We start from the raw sequence: 18778 nt of genomic DNA on the forward strand, positions 1-18778 counted from the left end.
CCGTGACGAACGACCACGACATCCTGGACGCCATCGCCGAGATCATCGAGGAGGTCCTCGGCGTCGACTCCGCCGACGTGAGCGCCGAGACCTCGTTCGCCGACGACCTCGACGTCGACTCCCTGGCCATGATGGAGATCGCGGTGGCGGTCGAGGACCGGTTCGAGGTGAAGATCCCCGACGACCGGGTCAAGGACCTGCGGACGGTCGGCGACGCGGTGGACTACGTCGCCGGGCGCCGGTGAGCGTCCTCGACCGCTTCCGGCTGGACGGCCGCGTCGCCGTGGTCACCGGCGCCTCCTCCGGCCTGGGTGTGGCCTTCGCGACCGCGCTGGCCGAGGCCGGTGCCGACCTCGTGCTCGCCGCCCGGCGCGCCGAACGCCTGGAGGCCGTGCGCGCGACCGTCGAGGCGCTCGGCCGCCGGGCCCTCGCCGTACGGACCGACGTCACCGAACCGGCCGACTGCCGCGCGCTGGTGACCGCCGCCGTACGGGCCTTCGGGCGGCTGGACATCCTCGTCAACAACGCCGGGATCAGCGGCGAACGACCTGCGGAGGAGGAGACCCCGGAGCAGTTCCGCGAGGTCGTCGACACCAACCTCAACGGCGCCTACTGGATGGCCCAGGCCGCCGGCGCGGTGATGCGGCCCGGCAGTGCCGTCGTCAACGTCTCCAGCATCCTGGCCCTGGTCACCGGCGGCCTGCCGCAGGCCGCCTACTCGGCCTCCAAGGCCGGGCTCCTCGGGCTCACCCGCGACCTCGCCCAGCAGTGGACCCCCGGCCGGGGCATCCGGGTCAACGCCCTCGCCCCCGGCCTGTTCCCCTCCCCGATGACCGACGGCTACGCCGAGGGCTACCTGGAGGCGGTGCTGCCCCGGGTGCTCTCCGGCCGCCTCGGGCGGCCCGAGGAACTCGCCGCCGCACTGGTCTTCCTCGTCTCCGACGCGTCGTCCTACGTCACCGGCACCACCCTGACCGTCGACGGCGGTACCCACATCGCCTGACCGTCCCGACCACGGAGGAGCGGAGAGTGACGATCGGCGAGCGCCACGGCCGGCTCGGCCGGTCGCACCTGCGGCGCCTGGTCGTCGGCCAGGGCCTGGCGGCCGTGACCGACGCGCTGTTCATCGTGTGGCTGACCCTCTACGTGCTCGACCTGGCGCAGCCCGGCCTCGCCACCGGGTTCGTCCTGGTGGCGGTGGCCCTGCCCCGGGCGGTGCTGCTGCCGCCCGCCGGAGTACTGGTCGACCGCCTCGGCCCCGACCGGGTGGTGGCCGCCGCCGCCTGGCTCCGGGTCGCCGTGCTGCTCACCCTCGGCGCCCTGGTCACCTTCGCCGCGCCGTCGCTGACCACCGTCGCGCTGCTCGGCGGCCTGCTCGGCGCCGCCGACGCCGCGTACTTCCCCGCGGCGCTGGCGCTGCTGCCCGCCGTCGTGCCGACCGAGCAGCTCGCCCGGGTCAACGGGCTGGTGCAGGGCGCGGAGTCGGGCGGCGACCTGGTCGGCCCGGCGGTGGCCGCCGGCTGCATCGCCGCGGCCGGCTTCCCCGCCACGCTCGGCGGGATCACGGCGATGGCCGCCCTGGCCGCCGCCGCTTTCAGCACCCTCGCCCGGGTGGTCCGACGCACCGGCGACCGCGACGACAAGGGCGACGGCGACGAGCAGCCCGGCAACCTGCGCGCCCTCACCACCGGGCTGGGGTACGCCTGGCGCGAGCCCGTGGTCCGGGGCATGCTCGCGGCCATCGCCCTGATCAACCTCGCGGTCGTCGGCCCCGTCCTGGTGGGCGGCGCCGTCCTCGCCGACCAACGCCTCGGCGGCGCGGGCGCCCTGGGCATCGTGCTCTCCGGTTTCGGCGCCGGCTCACTGGCCGGCTCCCTGGCGGCCGGTTGGCGCCCGCCCGCCCGGCGCGGCCGGACCGTGGTCGGCGGCGTCGCCGCGATCGGCGCGGGCATGCTCGGCCTCGCCGCCGTCACCCAGGTCCTCACCGCGACGGCCGTGGCCTCGCTCATCGGCCTCGGCTCCGGCTTCCTCGGCGTGGTCGTCGTGGCCACCCTCCAGGAACGGGTGCCCGAGCACCTGTTGGGCCGGGTGCTCAGCCTCGTCGTCCTGGCCACGGTGGCGTTCGACCCGTTCTCCTACGTCCTGGCCGGCGCCCTGCTCCCGTACGGCACGACCACCCTGTTCCTGACCTCCGGCACCGCCGTCCTCACCTGCGCCGCCCTGGTCGCCACCAGCCCGGCGGTCCGCTCCCTGCACTGACCGCCGGGGCCCGGGCACCTTCGGCGGCGCTCCCGGACAACACGCGGTGCGCTCAGCGGCAACCGGCCCGGCGCGAGCGGCCCTAGCGTGTCGTGCACCGCAGCCGCACCGACCGTCGGCCGCACGCTACACGCAAGAGAAAGTGAGCACCATCCATGCCGTTCATCACCGTCGCCCAGGAGAACTCCGCACCCGTCGAGCTGTACTACGAGGACCACGGCTCCGGGCAGCCGGTCGTCCTCATCCACGGGTTCCCGCTCGACGGGCACTCCTGGGAGCGGCAGAGCGCCGCGCTGCTCGCCGCCGGCCACCGGGTGATCACCTACGACCGCCGGGGCTTCGGCCGGTCCTCGCAGCCCACGACCGGCTACGACTACGACACCTTCGCCGCCGACCTCAAGACCGTGCTGGACACCCTCGACCTGCGCGAGGTCGTCCTGGTCGGCTTCTCGATGGGCACCGGCGAGGTCGCCCGCTACGTGTCCACGTACGGTTCCGCGCGCATCGCCAAGGTCGCGTTCCTGGGCTCGCTGGAGCCGTGCCTGCTCAAGACCGCCGACAACCCGGACGGCGCCGCCCCGCAGGAGTTCTTCGACGGCATCGTCGCGGCCGTGAAGGCCGACCGCTACGCCTACTTCACCGCCTTCTTCCGGGACTTCTACAACCTGGACGAGAACCTCGGGACCAGGATCAGCGAGGAGGCCGTCCGCAACAGCTGGAACACCGCGGCCGCCAGCGGCTCCCACGCCTCCGCCGCCGCGCCGTCCACCTGGTACACCGACTTCCGCGCGGACATCCCGCGCATCGACGTGCCGGCCCTGATCGTGCACGGCACCGCCGACCGCATCCTGCCGATCGACAGCACCGGCCGGCCGTTCCACCGCGCCCTGCCCTCCGCCGAGTACGTGGAGATCGAGGGTGCTCCGCACGGCCTGCTGTGGACCCACGCCGAGGAGGTCAACGAGGCACTGCTGGCCTTCCTCGCGAAGTGACCGCACGGCCGGTCCCGGCCCCGGGCCCCGGTCCCTCCCCGTCCCACCGGACGGCGGAGGGGCCGGGGCCCCGGCCGTTCCGGGGCCCGTACGGAACCGTTCCGGGGACAGCGGTGCGCGGACGGAACGGAGGCGGTGCACTGTGCGCAAACTCCTTGCCCTGCAACGAATCTAACGTTCTGTCATGTGATCGGGAACGCCGGGCCAACGCCCGGCCCGCCCGGCCGCCGCCCTCCGCCGCCCGCCCCCCGGGCGGCCACCCCAACCCCTGTGACAGGAGGCCTCCGAGGTGCCTGCAATGCCGGTCGGCGGGCTGACGCCCCGCTCCGTCGAGGACGCCGCCGACGTCGTCGTCCGCAACGCCAGGATCCACACCGGCGACGCCCGCCGCCCCCGGGCCGGCGCGCTCGCCGTCCGCGACGGCGTGATCACCGTCGTCGGGGAGGACGCGGACGTCGCCCCGGTCATCGGCCCGTCCACCACCGTGGTCGACGCGCTCGGCCGACGCGTGGTGCCCGGCCTCAACGACGCGCACCTGCACGTGATCCGGGGCGGCCTCAACTACGTGCTGGAGCTGCGCTGGGACGGCGTGCGGTCGCTGCGCCAGGCGCTCGCGATGCTCCGGGAGCAGGCCGCCCGCACCCCGAAGGGGCAGTGGGTGCGCGTCGTGGGCGGCTGGTCCGCCGAGCAGTTCGCCGAGCGGCGGCTGCCGACCCCCGCCGAGCTGAACGAGGCCGCGCCGGACACCCCGGTGTTCGTGCTGCACCTCTACCAGTCGGCGGTGCTCAACCGCGCCGCGCTCAAGGCCGCCGGCTTCACCGCGCGCACCCCGGACCCGAAGGGCGGCCAGATCGTCCGGGGTCGCGGCGGCGAGCCCAACGGCATGCTGCTGGCCGCCCCGAGCGCCCTGATCCTCTACTCGACGCTCGCCAAGGCCCCGGCCCTGGAGGGCGAGGACCGCCGCACCTCCACCCGGCACTTCCTGCGCGAGCTGAACCGCTTCGGGCTGACCTCCGCGATCGACGCCGCCGGCGGCTTCCAGAACTTCCCCGAGAACTACGGCACGGTGACCGAACTCGCCCGGGACGGACAGCTCTCGCTGCGGATCGCCTACCACCTGTTCCCGCAGACCGCCGGCCAGGAGCTCGACGACCTCACCCGCTGGATCGGGACCGTCCGGCCCGGGGACGGCGATGCGTGGCTGCGGCTGAACGGCGCCGGCGAGAACCTCACCTGGGCCGCCGCCGACTTCGAGAACTTCGCCGAGCCGCGCCCGGAACTCGGTGACTACGAGGGCGAGTTCGAGCAGGCCGTCCGGCTGCTCATGGAACACGGCTGGGGCTTCCGGCTGCACGCGACCTACGACGAGACGATCCGGCGTGACCTCGCGGTCTTCGAGAAGCTCGCCGCGGAGGGGCTGTTCCCCGCCGGCAACCGGTGGCTCTTCGACCACGCGGAGACCGTCTCCCCGGACAGCCTCGACCGGATCGCGGCGCTCGGCGGCTCGCTGTCCGTCCAGAACCGGCTCTCCTTCCAGGGCGAGGTGTTCGAGCGCCGCTACGGCCCCGGCGCCGCCGCCGAGGCCCCGCCGATCCGCGCGATGCTGGGCCGCGGCCTGACGGTGGCCGCCGGGACGGACGCCACCCGGGTCTCCTCGTACAACCCGTGGGTCGCCCTGCACTGGCTGGTCTCCGGCCGCACGGTCGGCGGCCGGGCGCTGCGGCCGGCGCAGAACCGGGTCGACCGCGCGACCGCACTCGCGATGTACACCACGGCGGGCGCCGCGCTCACCGGCGAGCAGGACGTCAAGGGCGTGCTGCGGCCCGGCTGTTACGGCGACCTGGCGGTCCTGACCGACGACTACTTCACCGTGCCCGAGCAGGACATCCCGCACATCGAGTCCGTGCTGACCGTCGTCGGCGGCCGGATCGTCCACGCCGCGGCCGAGTACGAGGGCCTGGACGAGGAACTCCCGCCGGTCAGCCCGGCCTGGAGCCCGGTGGCCCGCTTCGGCGGCTACCAGGCCTCCGGCGCGGGCGCCCGCCAGGCGGAACTGCTCGGACAGGTCGTCGCCGAGTCGGAGCTGCACCGCCACTGGCGCGTCGAACGCGGCCTGGCGGCCGAACGGCAGCAGCCCTTCGACCCCTGTTTCGTGCTCTGACCGCACCGCTCCCCCGAACCTCCGCCACGGACCACCGTGCGCAGGACCTCCCGAAACGCGCCGGACTCCTCCGGCCCGCACCGAAAGGACCACCACCATGGTCGACCTGACCCAGGTCAGCGCCACCCCGAGCCCCGACCTGCTGACCCCTGACAACGCCGTCGTGCTGTTCGTGGACCACCAGCCGCAGATGTTCTTCGGCACCGGCAGCGGCGACCGCACCGCGATCATCAACGCCACCGTCGGCCTCGCCAAGGCCGCCCGGGCCTTCGACGTCCCGGCCGTGCTCACCACCGTCGCCGCCGAGTCCTTCTCCGGTCCGCTGCTGCCGCAGCTGGGCGCGGTCTTCCCGGAGGCGAAGATCCTCGACCGCACCTCGATGAACGCCTGGGAGGACGAGGCGGTCGTCGAGGCGGTCAAGGCCACCGGGCGCGGCAAGGTCGTGATAGCCGGGCTGTGGACCGAGGTCTGCCTGGTCCTGCCCGTGCTGTCGATGATCGAGCAGGGCTACGAGGTCTACGTCGTCACCGACGCCTCCGGCGGCGTCTCCCCCAAGGCCCACGAGCACGCGATCCAGCGGATGACCCAGGCCGGCGCCGTGCCGGTCACCTGGGTGCAGGTGCTGCTGGAGCTCCAGCGCGACTGGGCCCGGACGGAGACCTACGGCGCCGTCATGGAGATCGTCAAGGAGCACGCCGGCGCCTACGGCCTCGGGGTCGTCTACGCCCAGGCCGTCATCGGCGAGCACGCCGCCGGCTGACCCGGCCTCAGGGACACCGGAACACAACGACCAGGAACACAGGGACCAGGAACAGGACATGACGGATACCGGACTGCTGATCCTCCGCGTGGTGGTGGGCCTGCTCATCGCCGGCCACGGGGTACAGAAGGTGAGCCACCGCCTGGGCGGTAACGGCCTGGCGGGCGGGACGGAGGAGTTCCGGCACGACGGCTTCGCCGGCGGGCGGCTGACCGCGCTCGCCGCGGGCGCCGGGCAGATCGGTTCGGGCCTGTTCCTGGCCCTGGGCGCGCTCACCCCGCTGGCGGCCATGGTCGCCATGGGCGTGATGACGGTGGCGATCACCGTCAAGCGGCCGCACGGACTGTGGGTGCAGGACGACGGCTACGAGTACCCGCTGGTGCTGGTCGTCACCGCCGGGTCGCTCGCCCTCACCGGGCCGGGCCGGTGGTCCGCCGACCACGCGGTCGGCCTCACCGGCTGGCCGCTGTGGCTGTCGCTCGCGTGCGCCGCGCTCGGCCCGGCCAGCGGGCTGCTCACCCGGGCCGTCCTGCACCGCCCGCCGACGGCGGAGGGGGTGGCGGCCGGTGCGCGAACTGCTGGCTGACGTCCGCCGGACGCTCGCCCCGCCCCGCACGGACCGGCACGGGCCGCTGCCCCCGCTGATGCTGCTGCTGACCATGGCCACCGGCGTGGTCGACGCCGTCAGCTACCTCGGCCTCGGGCACGTCTTCGTGGCGAACATGACCGGCAACGTGGTCTTCCTGGGGTTCTCGCTCGCGGGCGCCCCGGGGCTGTCCGCCCCCGCCTCGCTGGTCTCGCTGGCCGCCTTCCTGACCGGCGCGCTCGCCGGCGGGCGGCTCGGCAGCCGCCTGGCGGGCCACCGCGGGCGGCTGCTGGCCCGGGCCGCCGGAGTCCAGACGGTGCTGACGGCCGCCGCCGCCGTCACCGCAGCCCTGGCCGACAGCGGCGCGGGCGACGAAAAGAACTACGCGCTGATCGTCCTGCTCGGCCTCGGCATGGGCCTGCAGAACGCCGTGGCCAGGCGCCTGGGCGTGCCCGACCTGACCACCACCGTGCTGACCCTCACCCTGACCGGCCTCGCCGCCGACTCGGCCCCGGCCGGGGGCACGGCCCCGCGCCCGGGGCGGCGGATCCTCTCCGCCCTCGCGATGCTGCTCGGCGGACTCGCCGGCGCGGTCCTCGTCCTGCACGGGTGGCCCGCCACGGCCCTCGCCCTGGCCGCCCTGCTCCTCCTGGCCACCGCGCTGACCGCCCATCGGGTCTCCGCCCCGGACGCCCACTGGGCACCGCCGACGGCCTGACCCCGACACACCCCGACACGCCCCGACCGGAAGGATCCTCCCCATGATGAAGGGCTTCGCCCGCCGGCTGGTCCCACTGGCGGCGGCGATCGCCGCGCTGACCGCCGTTCCCACCGCCTCGGCGGCCTACGGCGACACGGCTCGCGCACCCGGCACGCACCGGCAGTTCGCCGTCGGCCCGCAGTACGACTCCACCCACGTCTACGTCGAACCGGGCACCGAGCAGGCCTTCGTGGCCAGTTGGGTCGCCACCTTCGGCGGCACCACGATCGGCCCCAACGCCACCCAGGTGACGCCGACCCCCAGCCGTACGCTCTCGGAGCTGGTGCTCTCCCCCGTCGGCACGCTCTCGGTGTTCGACTACACCACGCCCGTCCCGTACCCGTTCGGCACCGAGCGCACCGGCTGGCTGGTCACCGACCTCGACCGGGCCGTCGCCGCCGCACGGTCGGAGGGGGCGTCGGTGACGGTCGCCCCGTTCGCCGACCCGATCGGCCGGGACGCCGTCGTCCAGTTCCCCGGCGGCATCAGCGCCCAGCTCTACGTGCACACCACCCCGCCGTCCTACCCGGACCTGGCGAGCGTGCCGGAGAACCGGCTCTACCTGTCCCCCGACGCGGTCGGCTCCTTCCTGCGCAGCTACCTGGCCTTCACCGGCGGCCGGATCACCTCCGACGACCGGCGGGCCGACGGCGCCGCGATCGGACTGCCCGGGACGACGTACCGGCTGCTGCGCCTCACCTCGGGCTTCGGCACCACCACGGTCACCGTGACGGACGGCCACCTGCCGCACCCGTTCGGCCGCGAGCTGACCGGCTACGGCGTCGCCGACCTCGGCGCCACCCTGGACCGGGCGAAGGCGGCCGGCGCCTCGGTGCTGTGGGGACCGGTCACGGCGGGCGGCCGGGACAGCGCGATGGTGCGGTTCCCGGGCGGCTACCTCGCGGAGGTCCACACCGCCCGGTGACCCGCCTCCCCGGAACCGGCCCACCCCAGAACGGAGTGGGCCGGTTCCGCGGCGTCCGCCGTCCTGCGGCGGGCGGCGGGCGGCGGGCGGCGGGCGACTCGGGAGCTCAGCCGCTGCCGAGGGCGTGCGCGAGCGCGGCCCGCGAGGTGATGCCGAGCTTCGGGAAGATCTTGTAGAGGTGCGCCCCGACCGTGCGGGGCGACAGCTGGAGCTGCTGCCCGATCTCCCGGTTGGTCAGGCCGGTCGCGGCCAGCCGGGCGATCCTCAGCTCCTGGCCGGTGAGGCCGCCGGGCTCCGCGGCCGGGCCGCCCGGCGGCAGCGCCACCTGGTCTCCCGCGGCCCGCAGCTCCTCCTCGCAGTACCGCGTCCACGGGTCGGCCCGGAGGCGCCGGAACACGTGCTGCGCCACCCGCAGCACCCCTCGGGCCCCGGCCCGGTGGCGCCGCCGGAGCCACGAACCGTGGGCGAGCCGCAGCCGGGCGAGCTCGAACGCCCAACGCTCCGCCCCCGGCACGGCGTACGCGGTCCGGTAGGCCTCCTCGGCCTCGTCGTCCTCGGCTGCCAGCGCGACCGCGGCCGCGAACAGGAAGGCGTGCCGGTCGGAGATCTCCGCGGAGCGGGCCGCGCGCGCCGCCGCCAGGTGGGCCCGGGCCTCGTCCCGCCGGCCGGTGTGCACGGCCGCCGTCACCAGGTCGAGGACCAGCGCGTGGTACCAGGGCGGGCCCGCGGGCAGCAGTCCGGGCGGAGTGAGCCCGCAGAAGTGCCCGTACGCCTCCTCGTAGCGCCGGTGGGCGAGCGCGGCCAGCCCGCGCAGGTGGGTCAGCCGGTCGAGGACGTACCGCAGCCGGGCCCGGGTGGCGACGGGCCGGACGACCTCGTCGACCGCCCTCAGCCCGGCCTCGTCGCCGCGCCCGGCCAGGAAGTGGGCATGGTACTGGCGGAACATCAACGCATTGGTGTGGTAGCCCAGTTCGTCCGCGATCTCGGCCTCGCGCAGGCTGACGGCGGCCTGGTCCCAGTGCCCGAGCAGATAGTCCTGGTGGGCCTTGGCCTTCGCCACCGAGCCCTGGGTGGCGTAGCCGTGCAGCCCGGCGACGCGCTGCCAGAGGTCGCTCTCGGGGCAGTCGAGCGCCGACGCCGTCCACAGCACGAGCCAGGCGGCACCGGCCTCCTGTTCCTCCGTCATCGCCTCGGCCGCCCGCCGCAGGGCGGCGGCCGCGTCCGGCCCCGGGTCGGTCCAGGCCCGCAGGCAGAGCCGCCCCACCTCCGGGACGCCGTCCCGGTGCCGTTCCAGGGCGCGCCAGATCCGGGGGTCGTCGGTGTAGCCGGCGGCCAGCAGCAGCTTGAAGAAGACCTGCTCCGTGAGGCCCCCGAAGGTGTCGGCGCCCGGCTCGGTCAACGCGTCGAGGGCCGCGGGCAGCAGCGTGGCGGAGGACTCGAAGTCGACGTGGTGGCTCTGGTCGGCGTAGACCACCGCGTACCCGAACAGCGGGGCGACGTCCGGGGGCACCGTACTGGTCCGCAGCTCCTCCACCAGGGCCGCGGCGTGCCGCAGTTGACCACCGCGGGCCGCCATCACCGCGGCCCAGGTGAGCCGGCGGGCGCGGTCGCAGGAGCCGGGGCTGAGGCCGGCGCCGCGTTCGAGCAGGAGCGCGCCCTCCGCGTCGCCCCCGCGCCCGGCCAGCTCGCGTCCGGCCCGTTCCAGGCGGCGTGCCAGGTCCTCGTCCGGGAGCCAGGCGGCCGAGGCCTCGTGGCTCAGCCGCCGGGGGTCGTCGGGCGCGAGCACCGCGGCGAGGGTGCGGTGGGCCGCCCGGCGCTCGGCGTCCGAGGCCGCCGAGACCACCGCCGCGCGCACCAGGGGGTGCCGGAAGGCCAGTTGCCCGGCCTCGTCGAGCCGGGCCAGACCGTCCGCCTCGATCCGTGCCAGGGTCTCCCGCGCGCCGTCGTCCGCGACCGCGCGCAGCCACGCGGCCCCGCCGAACTCCGGTCCGGTGGCCAGCGCGCCCAGCAGCAGCAGGCGTCCGACCTCCGGCGTCATCGTCTCCAGCCGGTCCGTGAACAGCCGCTCCAGCTTCCGCCCCAGCGGCAGCGGCTCCGGCAGCGGCGCGAGTCCCCGCTGCTGTGCGGACGCCAGCTGGCGCGGCAGCTCCACCAGCGCCAGCGCGTTGCCGGCCGCCTCGGCGAGGACCCGCTCCCGGGTGGTCGCCGCGAGGTCGGGGTGGTGGGCGCCCAGCAGCAGCGCGGCGTCGACGGGAGGCAGCGCCCGCAGGTCGAGGGCCTCGGCCGACCAGGTCTCGGCCGACCAGGTCCGGTCGGCCGGGCCGTCCGGCCGCCCGGCCCCGACGATCACCAGCGGCAGGTCGGCGCTGCGCCGGTGCAGGAACGCGAAGACCGTCGCGCTCGACGAGTCGATCCAGTGCAGGTCGTCCAGGACGAGCAGCACCGGGGCCGTCCGCACCGCCTCGTCGAGCAGCGTGAGCGCGGCGGCACCGACGGCGAATCCGGTCGGCGTGCCGGACCGCACGCCCAACGCGCTCTCCAGCGCCTCGCGCTGGTGCGCCGACAGGGCGCCGGACCGCCGCAGCAGCGGCCAGAACACCTGGTGGAGCGCGCCGAAGGCGAGGTCCGTCTCCGCCTCCGTGCCGACCGCCCGCAGCACGGTGAACCCGCGCTCGCGCGCCGCCCGCTCGACCCAGCCGAGCAGCGTGCTCTTGCCGACCCCGGCCTCGCCCCGCAGCAGCACCGTGGAACCGCTCCGGCCGTCGACCGCCTGCACCAGCGCCGCGGTGAGCACCTCCGTCTCCCGCTGCCGCCCGACCAGGGCCCGGCCCTGCCCACCGTCCGTCACGCACTCCCCCTCAGGTCCGCCCGACCCGTCCGGCGAGCACCCGATGCTACAACCTGTCAGGCCCCCGCAACCGAATCCTCCCTGGTCAGGGCCATGAACGAGCAAGGCCCTACCGGCGCTCCGCCCACAAACGGACGCCGCACCCCTCGGCTCGCCGGTTCGCGTCGGCCCGGGCTCTCATCGGGCGAGGACGGGGGTCACCCGGTGGCCGCGGGGCGGTACGGCGGACGCCGACTTTCGGTTATCGCGCGCGGCGGCAGCGTTCTCCTGTGCAGCGGGGCCGAATCCCTTCGGCCTCGGACGGCGTCCGTTCCGACGCGCCCGCAACCGGAAGGGCCTGCCCATGACCGCTCCGCCTGCTCGTCCGTTCTCCCGGGGCTGGCTGCTCGCCTCCTGCGTGCCCGTGCTGCTCCTGCTCGGGATGGCCGCGGCCTCGCCCGCCCCGTCGGCCCCGGCCGCCACCCCCGCTCCCCCGCCGGTTGCGGCGGCGGCCACCTCCCCGGTGCCCGCCCGCGGTCTCGCCGCCGAGCAGGACGGCTACCGGCTCTCCACCGCGACCTGCGGCGTGCCCGCCGGGCGACCGACGGCCTTCCGGTTCACCGTCACCGGCCCGGGCGGTGCCCCGGTCACCGACTTCGCCGTCCACCAGACCGAGAAGCTGCACTTCTACGCGATCCGCAGCGACCTCACCGGCTTCCAGCACCTGCACCCGGAGATGGCCGAGGACGGCACCTGGACCGCCGACCTGGCGGCGCTCACCCCGGGCAGCTGGCGGCTGTACGCCGACTTCATCCCGCACACCGGCGCCCACGCCGCCGAGCTCGTCCTCAGCCGCACCGTCACGGTGCCCGGCCCTGCCGTCCCGGTGCCCCTGCCCACCCCGAGCGACACCACCACGGTCGACGGCTACACCGTCTCCCTGCACGCCCGACCGATGTCCGGCGCACACCAGTTGACGGCGACCGTGAGCCGGGACGGCCGACCGGTGACCGACCTCCAGCCGTACCTGGACGCCTACGCCCACCTCAGCGCCTTCCACGAGGGCGACCAGGCACTGGCCCACCTCCACCCGGCCGACGCGGTCGACGGTGACCACGGCGGGCCGACGCTGACGTTCCACGCCCTGCTCCCCGAGCCGGGCAACTGGCGGGTCTTCCTCCAGTTCCAGGCGGCCGGGCAGCTGCACACCGCCCAGCTCACCCTGCACGTCGACTGAGAACCCGGCCGACCTGTTCCCCCGTCCCGATCCGGAACGCCCCCGGGTCCGCGCGGGATTCCGTCGGTTCCTCAGGCCGGCTGAGGAGCCCTCGCACCGGTCAGCGGGACGGTGGTGTCCGGTCGCCACGGGAGCAGGGCGAGGTCCTGGTCCTGCACGGCGAGGACCAGGGCCGAGTCGGGCAGCGCGCGGCGCAGCTCGCGCAGCAGGGCCCGGGCGGTCGGGCGGTCGAGTCCGGCGGTGGGTTCGTCGAGCAGCAGGATGCGCGGACGCCGCAGGATCGCGCGGGCGACGGTGAGGCGGCGCCGCTGTCCTTGGGACAGGGCGCGGCCGCCGGGGCCGACCGGGGTGTCCAGGCGCAGGCCGTCGAGGCCGACCGCTGCCAGGGCGGCGCGCAGTTGCCCTCGGTCGGCGTGGGGCGCGGCCAGGCACAGGTTGGCCGAGACGGTCGTGTCGGCGAGCCAGTCGTCGGCCTCGACCAGGGTGAGCACATCGGCGACGGCCTCGGCAGGCAGGTCCGCGACGGGGGCGCCGCCCAGCCGCACCCGGCCGGAGGCGGTCGGCAGCCGTCCGGCCAACTGCCCGAGGAGGGTGGACTTCCCGCTGCCGTTGGGACCGGTGACGACGACCAGGCGGGGGGCTTCGACGGCGAACGAGAGCGGCCGTCCGCCGTCGGCAGTGGGGAGGCCTGCCACGGTGAGCACCGGAGCGCCCCCCGTGGGCGTGGGCTGTCGCCGGTCGGCGGGGGTCGCGGCGAGCGGGCCGAGGCGCGCGGCCGCGTCCTGGGCGGCGGCCAGGTCCTGGAGCAGCTGCGGAAAGCGGTCCAGCAGGTCCCACACCGCCGTGAGCAGCAGCACCTCGCCGACGACGTCGGCCACCGGCTGCGACCAGCCGCCCGCCCGCAGGGCGAGCAGCAGGGCGAGGCCCTGGCCGAGGGCGGCCAGCAGCCGCAGGCCCAGCCGGCCCGTCCGCTGCTCGGCCGCCGCGGCGGCGGTGGCCGCCTCCTCGCGCTCCAGCGCCGTCGCGACGACGCCTCGGGTCTGCGGCACCGCGTCCAGGCAGCGCAGTTCGTTGAAGGCGGCCCTGGCGGCGATCAGGTCCGTCCGGGCGCCGGTGCGGGCGTCGGCGGCGCTCGCGAGGTGGCGTCGGGCCCGGCGGCCGGTGCGGACCGCCCACCAGGTGCCGCCCGCGAACACCGCGAGCTCGGCCGCGCCGAGCAGCGGGCTCGCCCCCAGCAGCAGCGCCTCCACCAGTACCGCGGTGACGGCGCAGCCGGCGAGTGGCGCGACGACCTGGGCGGGCAGCCCGGCCACCGTCTCCGCATCGGTGGTCAGGCGGGCCAGCAGTGCCCCGTCGCGTCGGGCCCGGAGTTCGCGCGCGCTCAGGTCGCCCGCGCCCCGGACCAGGCGGCCGCGCAGCGTCACGGTCGTGGCGAGGACGACCCGGTGGCTGACCAGCCGTTCCAGGTAGCGCAGCGAGGTGCGCAGCAGGGCCAGGGCACGGACACCTCCCGACGGGTACATCCACGACCAGGTGGTGTCGGCCAGCAGCGTCACCAGCGCACAGGTCGTCAGGAACCAGCCGGACAGGCCCAGCAGCGCCGCCGCGCTCACCTCGGCCGCCGCGGCCAGCGCGATGCCGACGGCCAGGTCGCGGCGGGGAACCGCACGGCGCAGCAGGGTCCAGGCGTTCATCGGGCCCTCCCCCGGTCGAGGCGGATCGTGCGGTCCGCGAGGGGGAGCAGCGCGGGGCTGTGGGTGGCGAGCAGTACGGTCCGGCCGCGGGTCAGCGTGCGCAGGGCCGTCAGCACGCGGGCCTCCGCCACCGGGTCGAGGTGGGCGGTGGGCTCGTCGAGGCAGAGCAGCGGGGCGTCCCGGAGCAGGGCCCGTACCAGCGAGAGCTGCTGGGACTGGCCGGAGGAGAGCCCGCTGCCGCGCTCGCCGAGCGGAGTGTCGAGTCCGCCCGGCAGGTCGTCGAGCACGTCGCCGAAGCCGAGCGCGCGGAAGGCGTCGGCGAGTTCCGCGTCGGTGACCCCGGGGCGGGCGAGCAGCAGGTTGTCCCGGACGGTGCCGGGCAGCAGGTGCGCGGGCTGGCCGACCCAGGCGACGGACGCGGGTGAGGGCGGGTGGAGCGTGCCCTCCCACGCGTGGGCGACGGTTCCGGCGGTGGGCTCGGCCAGGCCTGCGGCGACGGCGAGCAGGGTCGACTTGCCCGCGCCGCTGGGGCCGGTGACGGCGAGGAGGGTGCCGGGGGCGAGGTGGAGGGTCACGTCGTCCAGTGCCGGGTCTTCACGGTCGGGGTGACGGACCGTCGCACGGTCCAGCCGTACGCCGATGGCGCCGCCGGTGCGGCGGGCCGGCACGGGCGGGTCCGGATCCGCAGCGCCGCCGGCGAGGACCCCGTCGATCAGCTCGGCTGCGGCCCGGGCCTCGGCGCGGGCGTGGTAGCCGTACGCCAGGGCGCGCGCGGGGGCGAAGTAGGCGGGGGTGAGGACCAGCACGAAGAGCGCGGTGTCCAGGTCCATCCTGCTTGGTACCAGCGGCAGTTGGAGGTAGTCGAGGAGTGCCAGGCCGCAGTAGGTCGCGACCACGGCGAGGGTGCCGGTGATCAGCAGTTCGATCCAGGCGGTGGAGAGGAAGGCGACCCGTAGCACCGCCTGGGTGCGGCGCGCCAGCTCCTCGTCGTCCTCGCGCAGCGTGCTCGCGGCGGTGTCCCGGGCGCCCAGTCCGATCAGGGTGGGCAGGCCGCGCAGCTGGTCGAGCAGGCGTGCGCCGTGGCGGCGCACCGCCGTGAGCTGCGCGTGCACGGCGACCTGCGTGCCCAGGCCGATGACCTTCAGGTTGGCGGGCAGCAACGGGGTGGCGGCGACCAGGATCAGGGCCACGAACCAGCTGCGGACCGCGATGGCGGCGAGGGTCAGGCCGCTGCCCAGGAGCATCGTGGTCCGGGCCGGGACGTATTCGGTGAGCCACTCGGTGAGCCGGGCGACCTCGCCGGTCAGGGACTCGGCGAGGGCGGCGTCGTCGACACCGGCACGGGCGGGCCCGTGCGCGGGCAGGGCCGCGGCGAGCAGCCGCTCGCGCAGGGCCGTACGCACCCGGCGGGCGCCGCGGGCGGCGGCCGCGTCGGCGGCGGACAGCAGCACGGACCGGAGCGCGAGGCCGGCCGGCACCAGCCCGGCACCGACCAGGACCTCCGCCATGACGCCCCCGCCGGGCCGGCCGGTGAGCCCGCGCTGGGCGGCCCAGGCCAGGCCCGCCGCCCAGAGCACGGTGCCCAGCGGGGCCAGCCCGCGCAGCAGTCCGGCCCGGCGCAACTCCCCGCGTCCGGGCCCGGACCAGGCGTGCAGGCGGGCCGACACCTCGTCGTCCCGGCTCCCCGCGCGCTCGTCACCGAGCCCGGCCAGCAGGGCGGCCGAGGCGCTCATGCGCCGGCCCGGGTCGCGTCCGGGTCACCCGGACCGGCCGGAGCCGCCGGGTCGACGGGGTCGAGGTCGAAGACCCCGTCCCGCTGGTCCCGCCGGTCGCCCCACAGCCAGGCGACCAGGGCCGCCGTCGAGAGCAGGGCGATGCCGACGGGGTCGATCCAGTCGGCGACCCCGCCGAAGACGTCCTGGGACACGGCCGCCAGCCCGACGCCCAGCACGGTGAGCAGTACGCGCCGGAGGACGACCATGACGCCGCCCGGCTCGGGCCGGACCGGGCGGCCCCCTCCCGTCCGCACCCGTAGCGGGGCGAGGGGCTCCTCCGGGGTCTGCGTGAACTTGCCGCGGAAGGCCCACCAGGCGTACGCGTTGTACGCGAGCACCACCGGCATGCAGAGCCCCACGCCGACCACCAGGAAGGCCTGCGAGTCGGCCGGGCTGGACGCCTGGTGGAGCGTCAGTCCGGGCGGGACGACCACCGGGGCGGTCGCGGCCACCAGCGCGAGCAGGCCGCAGGCCTGGGCCGTGACCACACCCGCGAAGGGCCGCCAGTCCGGCCGCCGTCCGAAGCCGTGCCAGGCCACCGCGCCCGCGGCCGCCGCCCCGGCGACGGCGGTCCAGAACAGCGCCGCGCGCAGCGGCTCGTCGAACCGGAACTCCTGCGGATCGGCGGCCTCCAGGCCGAACCCGAGGACCAGCGCGGCCACGGCGGTGGCCGCCAGCAGCGGGCGCCCGGCCCGCCCCGCCTGCTCGCGGGCGGCGCCCTCGGTCTTGTCCTGCAGCCAGGCGGCGCCGGCCACCAGGTAGAGCGCCACCAGGCCGAGTGCGCACAGCACGCCGTAGGAGGTCAGCCAGTCGAAGGCGCCGCCGCTGAACGACCCGTCCCGTTGCTCCAGTCCGGTCAGCACACCACCGAGCACCAGGCCCTGGCAGAGGGTCGCGGCGAGGGAGGAGGCGCCGAAGAGGAGGGCCCAGCCGCGCCGGTAGCCGGCGGCGGCGCTCTGGAACTCCAGGCCCATGCCGCGCAGGATGATCGCCAGGAGCATGCCGATCAGCGGCAGGTAGACCCCGGGCAGCACGGTCGCGTACACCCCGGGCAGCCCGGCCCACAGGGCGACGCCGGCCAGCACGAGCCAGCTCTCGTTGGCGTCCCAGGCGGTGGCGATCAGCTCGCCGTACTCGCGCCGGTCCTTCCCCTTGGCGAACAGGCTGAGCATGCCGACGCCCAGGTCGTAGCCGTCCAGGACGACGTACATGCCGAGCGAGAGCAGGACGAGCGCGTAGGTGGCGTACTCAAGCAACGGGGGTCTCCGTTCCGGGGGCGGTCACCGCGGCGGAGTCCGCGGGCAGGTCCGGGCCGGCCTTGACCGTGCGGACGATGTAGCGGATCCAGACGGCCAGCAGGGCCGCGTAGAGGAGCACGAAGGCGGCCAGGGTGGTGGCGGCCTGCGCGGTGGTCAGGTGCGACAGCGCGTCGGCCGTGCGCAGCTTGCCGTAGACCACCCAGGGCTGCCGCCCGGTCTCGGCGGTGATCCACCCGCCGGTGATGGCGATGACGCCGGCCGGTGTCATCCAGACCATCCAGCGCAGGAAGCGGCGGGAGTCGAACAGCCGCCTGCGCAGGCGCAGCACCAGTCCCGCGAGGGCGGTGGCGAACATGGCCAGGGCGGTGAAGTACATGGCGCGGAAGCCGTAGAAGGCGCTCCACATGTTGGGCCGCTGGTCGGGCGGGGTCTCCAGCAGACCGGGCACCGGGGCCTCCCCGGTGAGGTCGTGGCCGATCACCGCGCCCAGGTGGGGGACGGTGACGCGCAGGTCGTTGGTGCCCCGGTCGGTGTCGGGGACGACGACCAGGTTGTACCCGTTGTTGTCGGTGCGCCAGTTCCCCTCGAACGCCTGGAGTTTCGCGGGCTGGTGCTGCGCCATGAAGATGGCGGTGGCGTCGCCGATGTACAGCTGCACCGGCATCAGGACGGCGAGCACGCCGAGGGCGATGGACAGGCAGCGGCGCGCGAACGGCAGGGCCGCCCGGCGCTGCTTGACCAGGTACCAGGCGGAGATGCCGCCGACGAACCAGCTCGCGCTGATCAGCACGGCCAGCAGCATGTGCGGGAAGCGGTAGGTGAAGGCCGGGTTGAGCAGGATCTCGGTCCAGTCGCTCGGACGGAACTGGCCGGCCGTCTCGGTGTACCCGACCGGATCCTGCATCCAGCTGTTGGCGGACATGATCCAGGTGGTGGACAGCAGGGTGCCGAAGGCCACCATCCAGGAGGCGAAGGCCATCGTCCGGGGGCGGACCCGGCCTTCGCCGTAGAGCATGACGCCGATGAAGCCGGCCTCCAGGAAGAAGGCCGTGATGACCTCCATGCCGATGGTGACCCCGATGACCGGTCCGACGGCATGGGCGAAGACGCCCCAGTTGAGGCCGAACTCGAAGGTCATCACGGTGCCCGCGACGACACCGAGGCCGAAGCCGACCGCGAAGATCTTCTTCCAGAAGCGGAAGATCTGCTGGTAGAGCGGGTTGCCGGTGCGCACGTAGGCGGTCTGCACGACGGCGAGCAGCACGGAGAGGCCGACCGTGAGGGCCGGGAAGGACATGTGGAAGATCGCCGTGATGGCGAACTGCCACCTGGACAGGTCTACGGCGGCCGGTGGGGCCATGAGGTCTCCGGAGGGTACGCGGAACGGGCGGGTGCGGGGGAGGCAGGGGCGCGCGGTCATCCGCGGGCGGGTGCGGCTGCCTCCCGGCGAACCTAGGCGGCCCGCGGTGCCCCCGATGCCTTCGCAGCGCATCGTCGGTTGCCTCGCAGCGCACAGCGCGTCCCTCGGACAACTGCGAACCGA

General features: G+C 75.3%; 15 protein-coding genes. 10 read left to right on the plus strand and 5 right to left on the minus strand.

Going from position 1 to position 18778, the window contains the following annotated elements:
- Positions 1 to 2: 2 nt before the first annotated feature.
- The 9 genes from ACFY2K_RS27645 (at position 3) to ACFY2K_RS27685 (ending at position 8443) form a co-directional block, all read left to right on the plus strand.
- Positions 3 to 245 (plus strand): acyl carrier protein, encoded by a 243-nt coding sequence (locus ACFY2K_RS27645; RefSeq protein WP_380523299.1) that lies wholly within the window; start codon positions 3 to 5, stop codon positions 243 to 245.
- Complete coding sequence (locus ACFY2K_RS27650; protein WP_380523298.1) at positions 242 to 1003, plus strand: SDR family NAD(P)-dependent oxidoreductase; 762 nt, start codon at positions 242 to 244, stop codon at positions 1001 to 1003. Before ACFY2K_RS27645 ends, ACFY2K_RS27650 begins: the two co-directional genes overlap by 4 nt.
- A gap of 26 nt (positions 1004 to 1029) precedes the next feature.
- Positions 1030 to 2259: an MFS transporter gene (locus tag ACFY2K_RS27655; protein WP_387714940.1), complete on the plus strand. Its 1230-nt coding sequence runs from the start codon at positions 1030 to 1032 to the stop codon at positions 2257 to 2259.
- A 155-nt stretch (positions 2260 to 2414) separates the two neighbouring features.
- Positions 2415 to 3251 (plus strand): alpha/beta fold hydrolase, encoded by an 837-nt coding sequence (locus ACFY2K_RS27660; RefSeq protein ID WP_387714943.1) that lies wholly within the window; start codon positions 2415 to 2417, stop codon positions 3249 to 3251.
- A gap of 298 nt (positions 3252 to 3549) precedes the next feature.
- The gene (locus tag ACFY2K_RS27665) at positions 3550 to 5412 is read left to right on the plus strand and encodes an amidohydrolase (protein WP_387715073.1); all 1863 of its coding nucleotides are present in this window, start codon (positions 3550 to 3552) and stop codon (positions 5410 to 5412) included.
- Between the two features lie 97 nt (positions 5413 to 5509).
- The gene (locus ACFY2K_RS27670) at positions 5510 to 6172 is read left to right on the plus strand and encodes a hydrolase (protein WP_380523294.1); all 663 of its coding nucleotides are present in this window, start codon (positions 5510 to 5512) and stop codon (positions 6170 to 6172) included.
- A 58-nt stretch (positions 6173 to 6230) separates the two neighbouring features.
- Positions 6231 to 6758 carry a DoxX family protein gene (locus ACFY2K_RS27675; RefSeq protein ID WP_380642177.1) on the plus strand — a complete coding sequence of 176 codons (528 nt, stop codon included), beginning with the start codon at positions 6231 to 6233 and terminating at the stop codon, positions 6756 to 6758.
- Positions 6739 to 7476 (plus strand): YoaK family protein, encoded by a 738-nt coding sequence (locus ACFY2K_RS27680; RefSeq protein WP_387714947.1) that lies wholly within the window; start codon positions 6739 to 6741, stop codon positions 7474 to 7476. Before ACFY2K_RS27675 ends, ACFY2K_RS27680 begins: the two co-directional genes overlap by 20 nt.
- A 43-nt stretch (positions 7477 to 7519) precedes the next feature.
- Positions 7520 to 8443 (plus strand): VOC family protein, encoded by a 924-nt coding sequence (locus tag ACFY2K_RS27685; protein ID WP_380523291.1) that lies wholly within the window; start codon positions 7520 to 7522, stop codon positions 8441 to 8443.
- 106 nt (positions 8444 to 8549) lie between these two features.
- On the opposite strand, the gene ACFY2K_RS27690 is transcribed toward ACFY2K_RS27685, so the two are convergent.
- Complete coding sequence (locus ACFY2K_RS27690) at positions 8550 to 11291, minus strand: BREX system ATP-binding domain-containing protein (protein ID WP_380642181.1); 2742 nt, start codon at positions 11289 to 11291, stop codon at positions 8550 to 8552.
- A gap of 343 nt (positions 11292 to 11634) precedes the next feature.
- On the opposite strand from ACFY2K_RS27690, the gene ACFY2K_RS27695 reads away from it, so the two are divergent.
- Positions 11635 to 12507: a hypothetical protein gene (locus ACFY2K_RS27695; protein WP_387714951.1), complete on the plus strand. Its 873-nt coding sequence runs from the start codon at positions 11635 to 11637 to the stop codon at positions 12505 to 12507.
- A gap of 71 nt (positions 12508 to 12578) precedes the next feature.
- Here ACFY2K_RS27695 and ACFY2K_RS27700 read toward each other — a convergent pair whose 3' ends face one another.
- The 4 genes from ACFY2K_RS27700 to ACFY2K_RS27715 are packed head-to-tail and all read right to left on the minus strand — an operon-like array spanning position 12579 to position 18595.
- The gene (locus ACFY2K_RS27700) at positions 12579 to 14201 is read right to left on the minus strand and encodes an ATP-binding cassette domain-containing protein (RefSeq protein WP_380521810.1); all 1623 of its coding nucleotides are present in this window, start codon (positions 14199 to 14201) and stop codon (positions 12579 to 12581) included.
- Positions 14198 to 15934, minus strand: coding sequence for an ABC transporter ATP-binding protein/permease (locus ACFY2K_RS27705; protein WP_380642185.1), 1737 nt, complete (start codon positions 15932 to 15934; stop codon positions 14198 to 14200). The genes ACFY2K_RS27700 and ACFY2K_RS27705 overlap by 4 nt, the downstream gene beginning before the upstream one ends.
- Positions 15931 to 17232 (minus strand): cytochrome d ubiquinol oxidase subunit II, encoded by a 1302-nt coding sequence (locus ACFY2K_RS27710; RefSeq protein ID WP_387714955.1) that lies wholly within the window; start codon positions 17230 to 17232, stop codon positions 15931 to 15933. The genes ACFY2K_RS27705 and ACFY2K_RS27710 overlap by 4 nt, the downstream gene beginning before the upstream one ends.
- Complete coding sequence (locus ACFY2K_RS27715) at positions 17225 to 18595, minus strand: cytochrome ubiquinol oxidase subunit I (protein WP_380642189.1); 1371 nt, start codon at positions 18593 to 18595, stop codon at positions 17225 to 17227. The genes ACFY2K_RS27710 and ACFY2K_RS27715 overlap by 8 nt, the downstream gene beginning before the upstream one ends.
- Between the last annotated feature and the right edge of the window lie 183 nt (positions 18596 to 18778).

Source organism: Kitasatospora sp. NPDC001309, assembly GCF_042896295.1.
Classification (GTDB): Bacteria; Actinomycetota; Actinomycetes; order Streptomycetales; family Streptomycetaceae; genus Kitasatospora.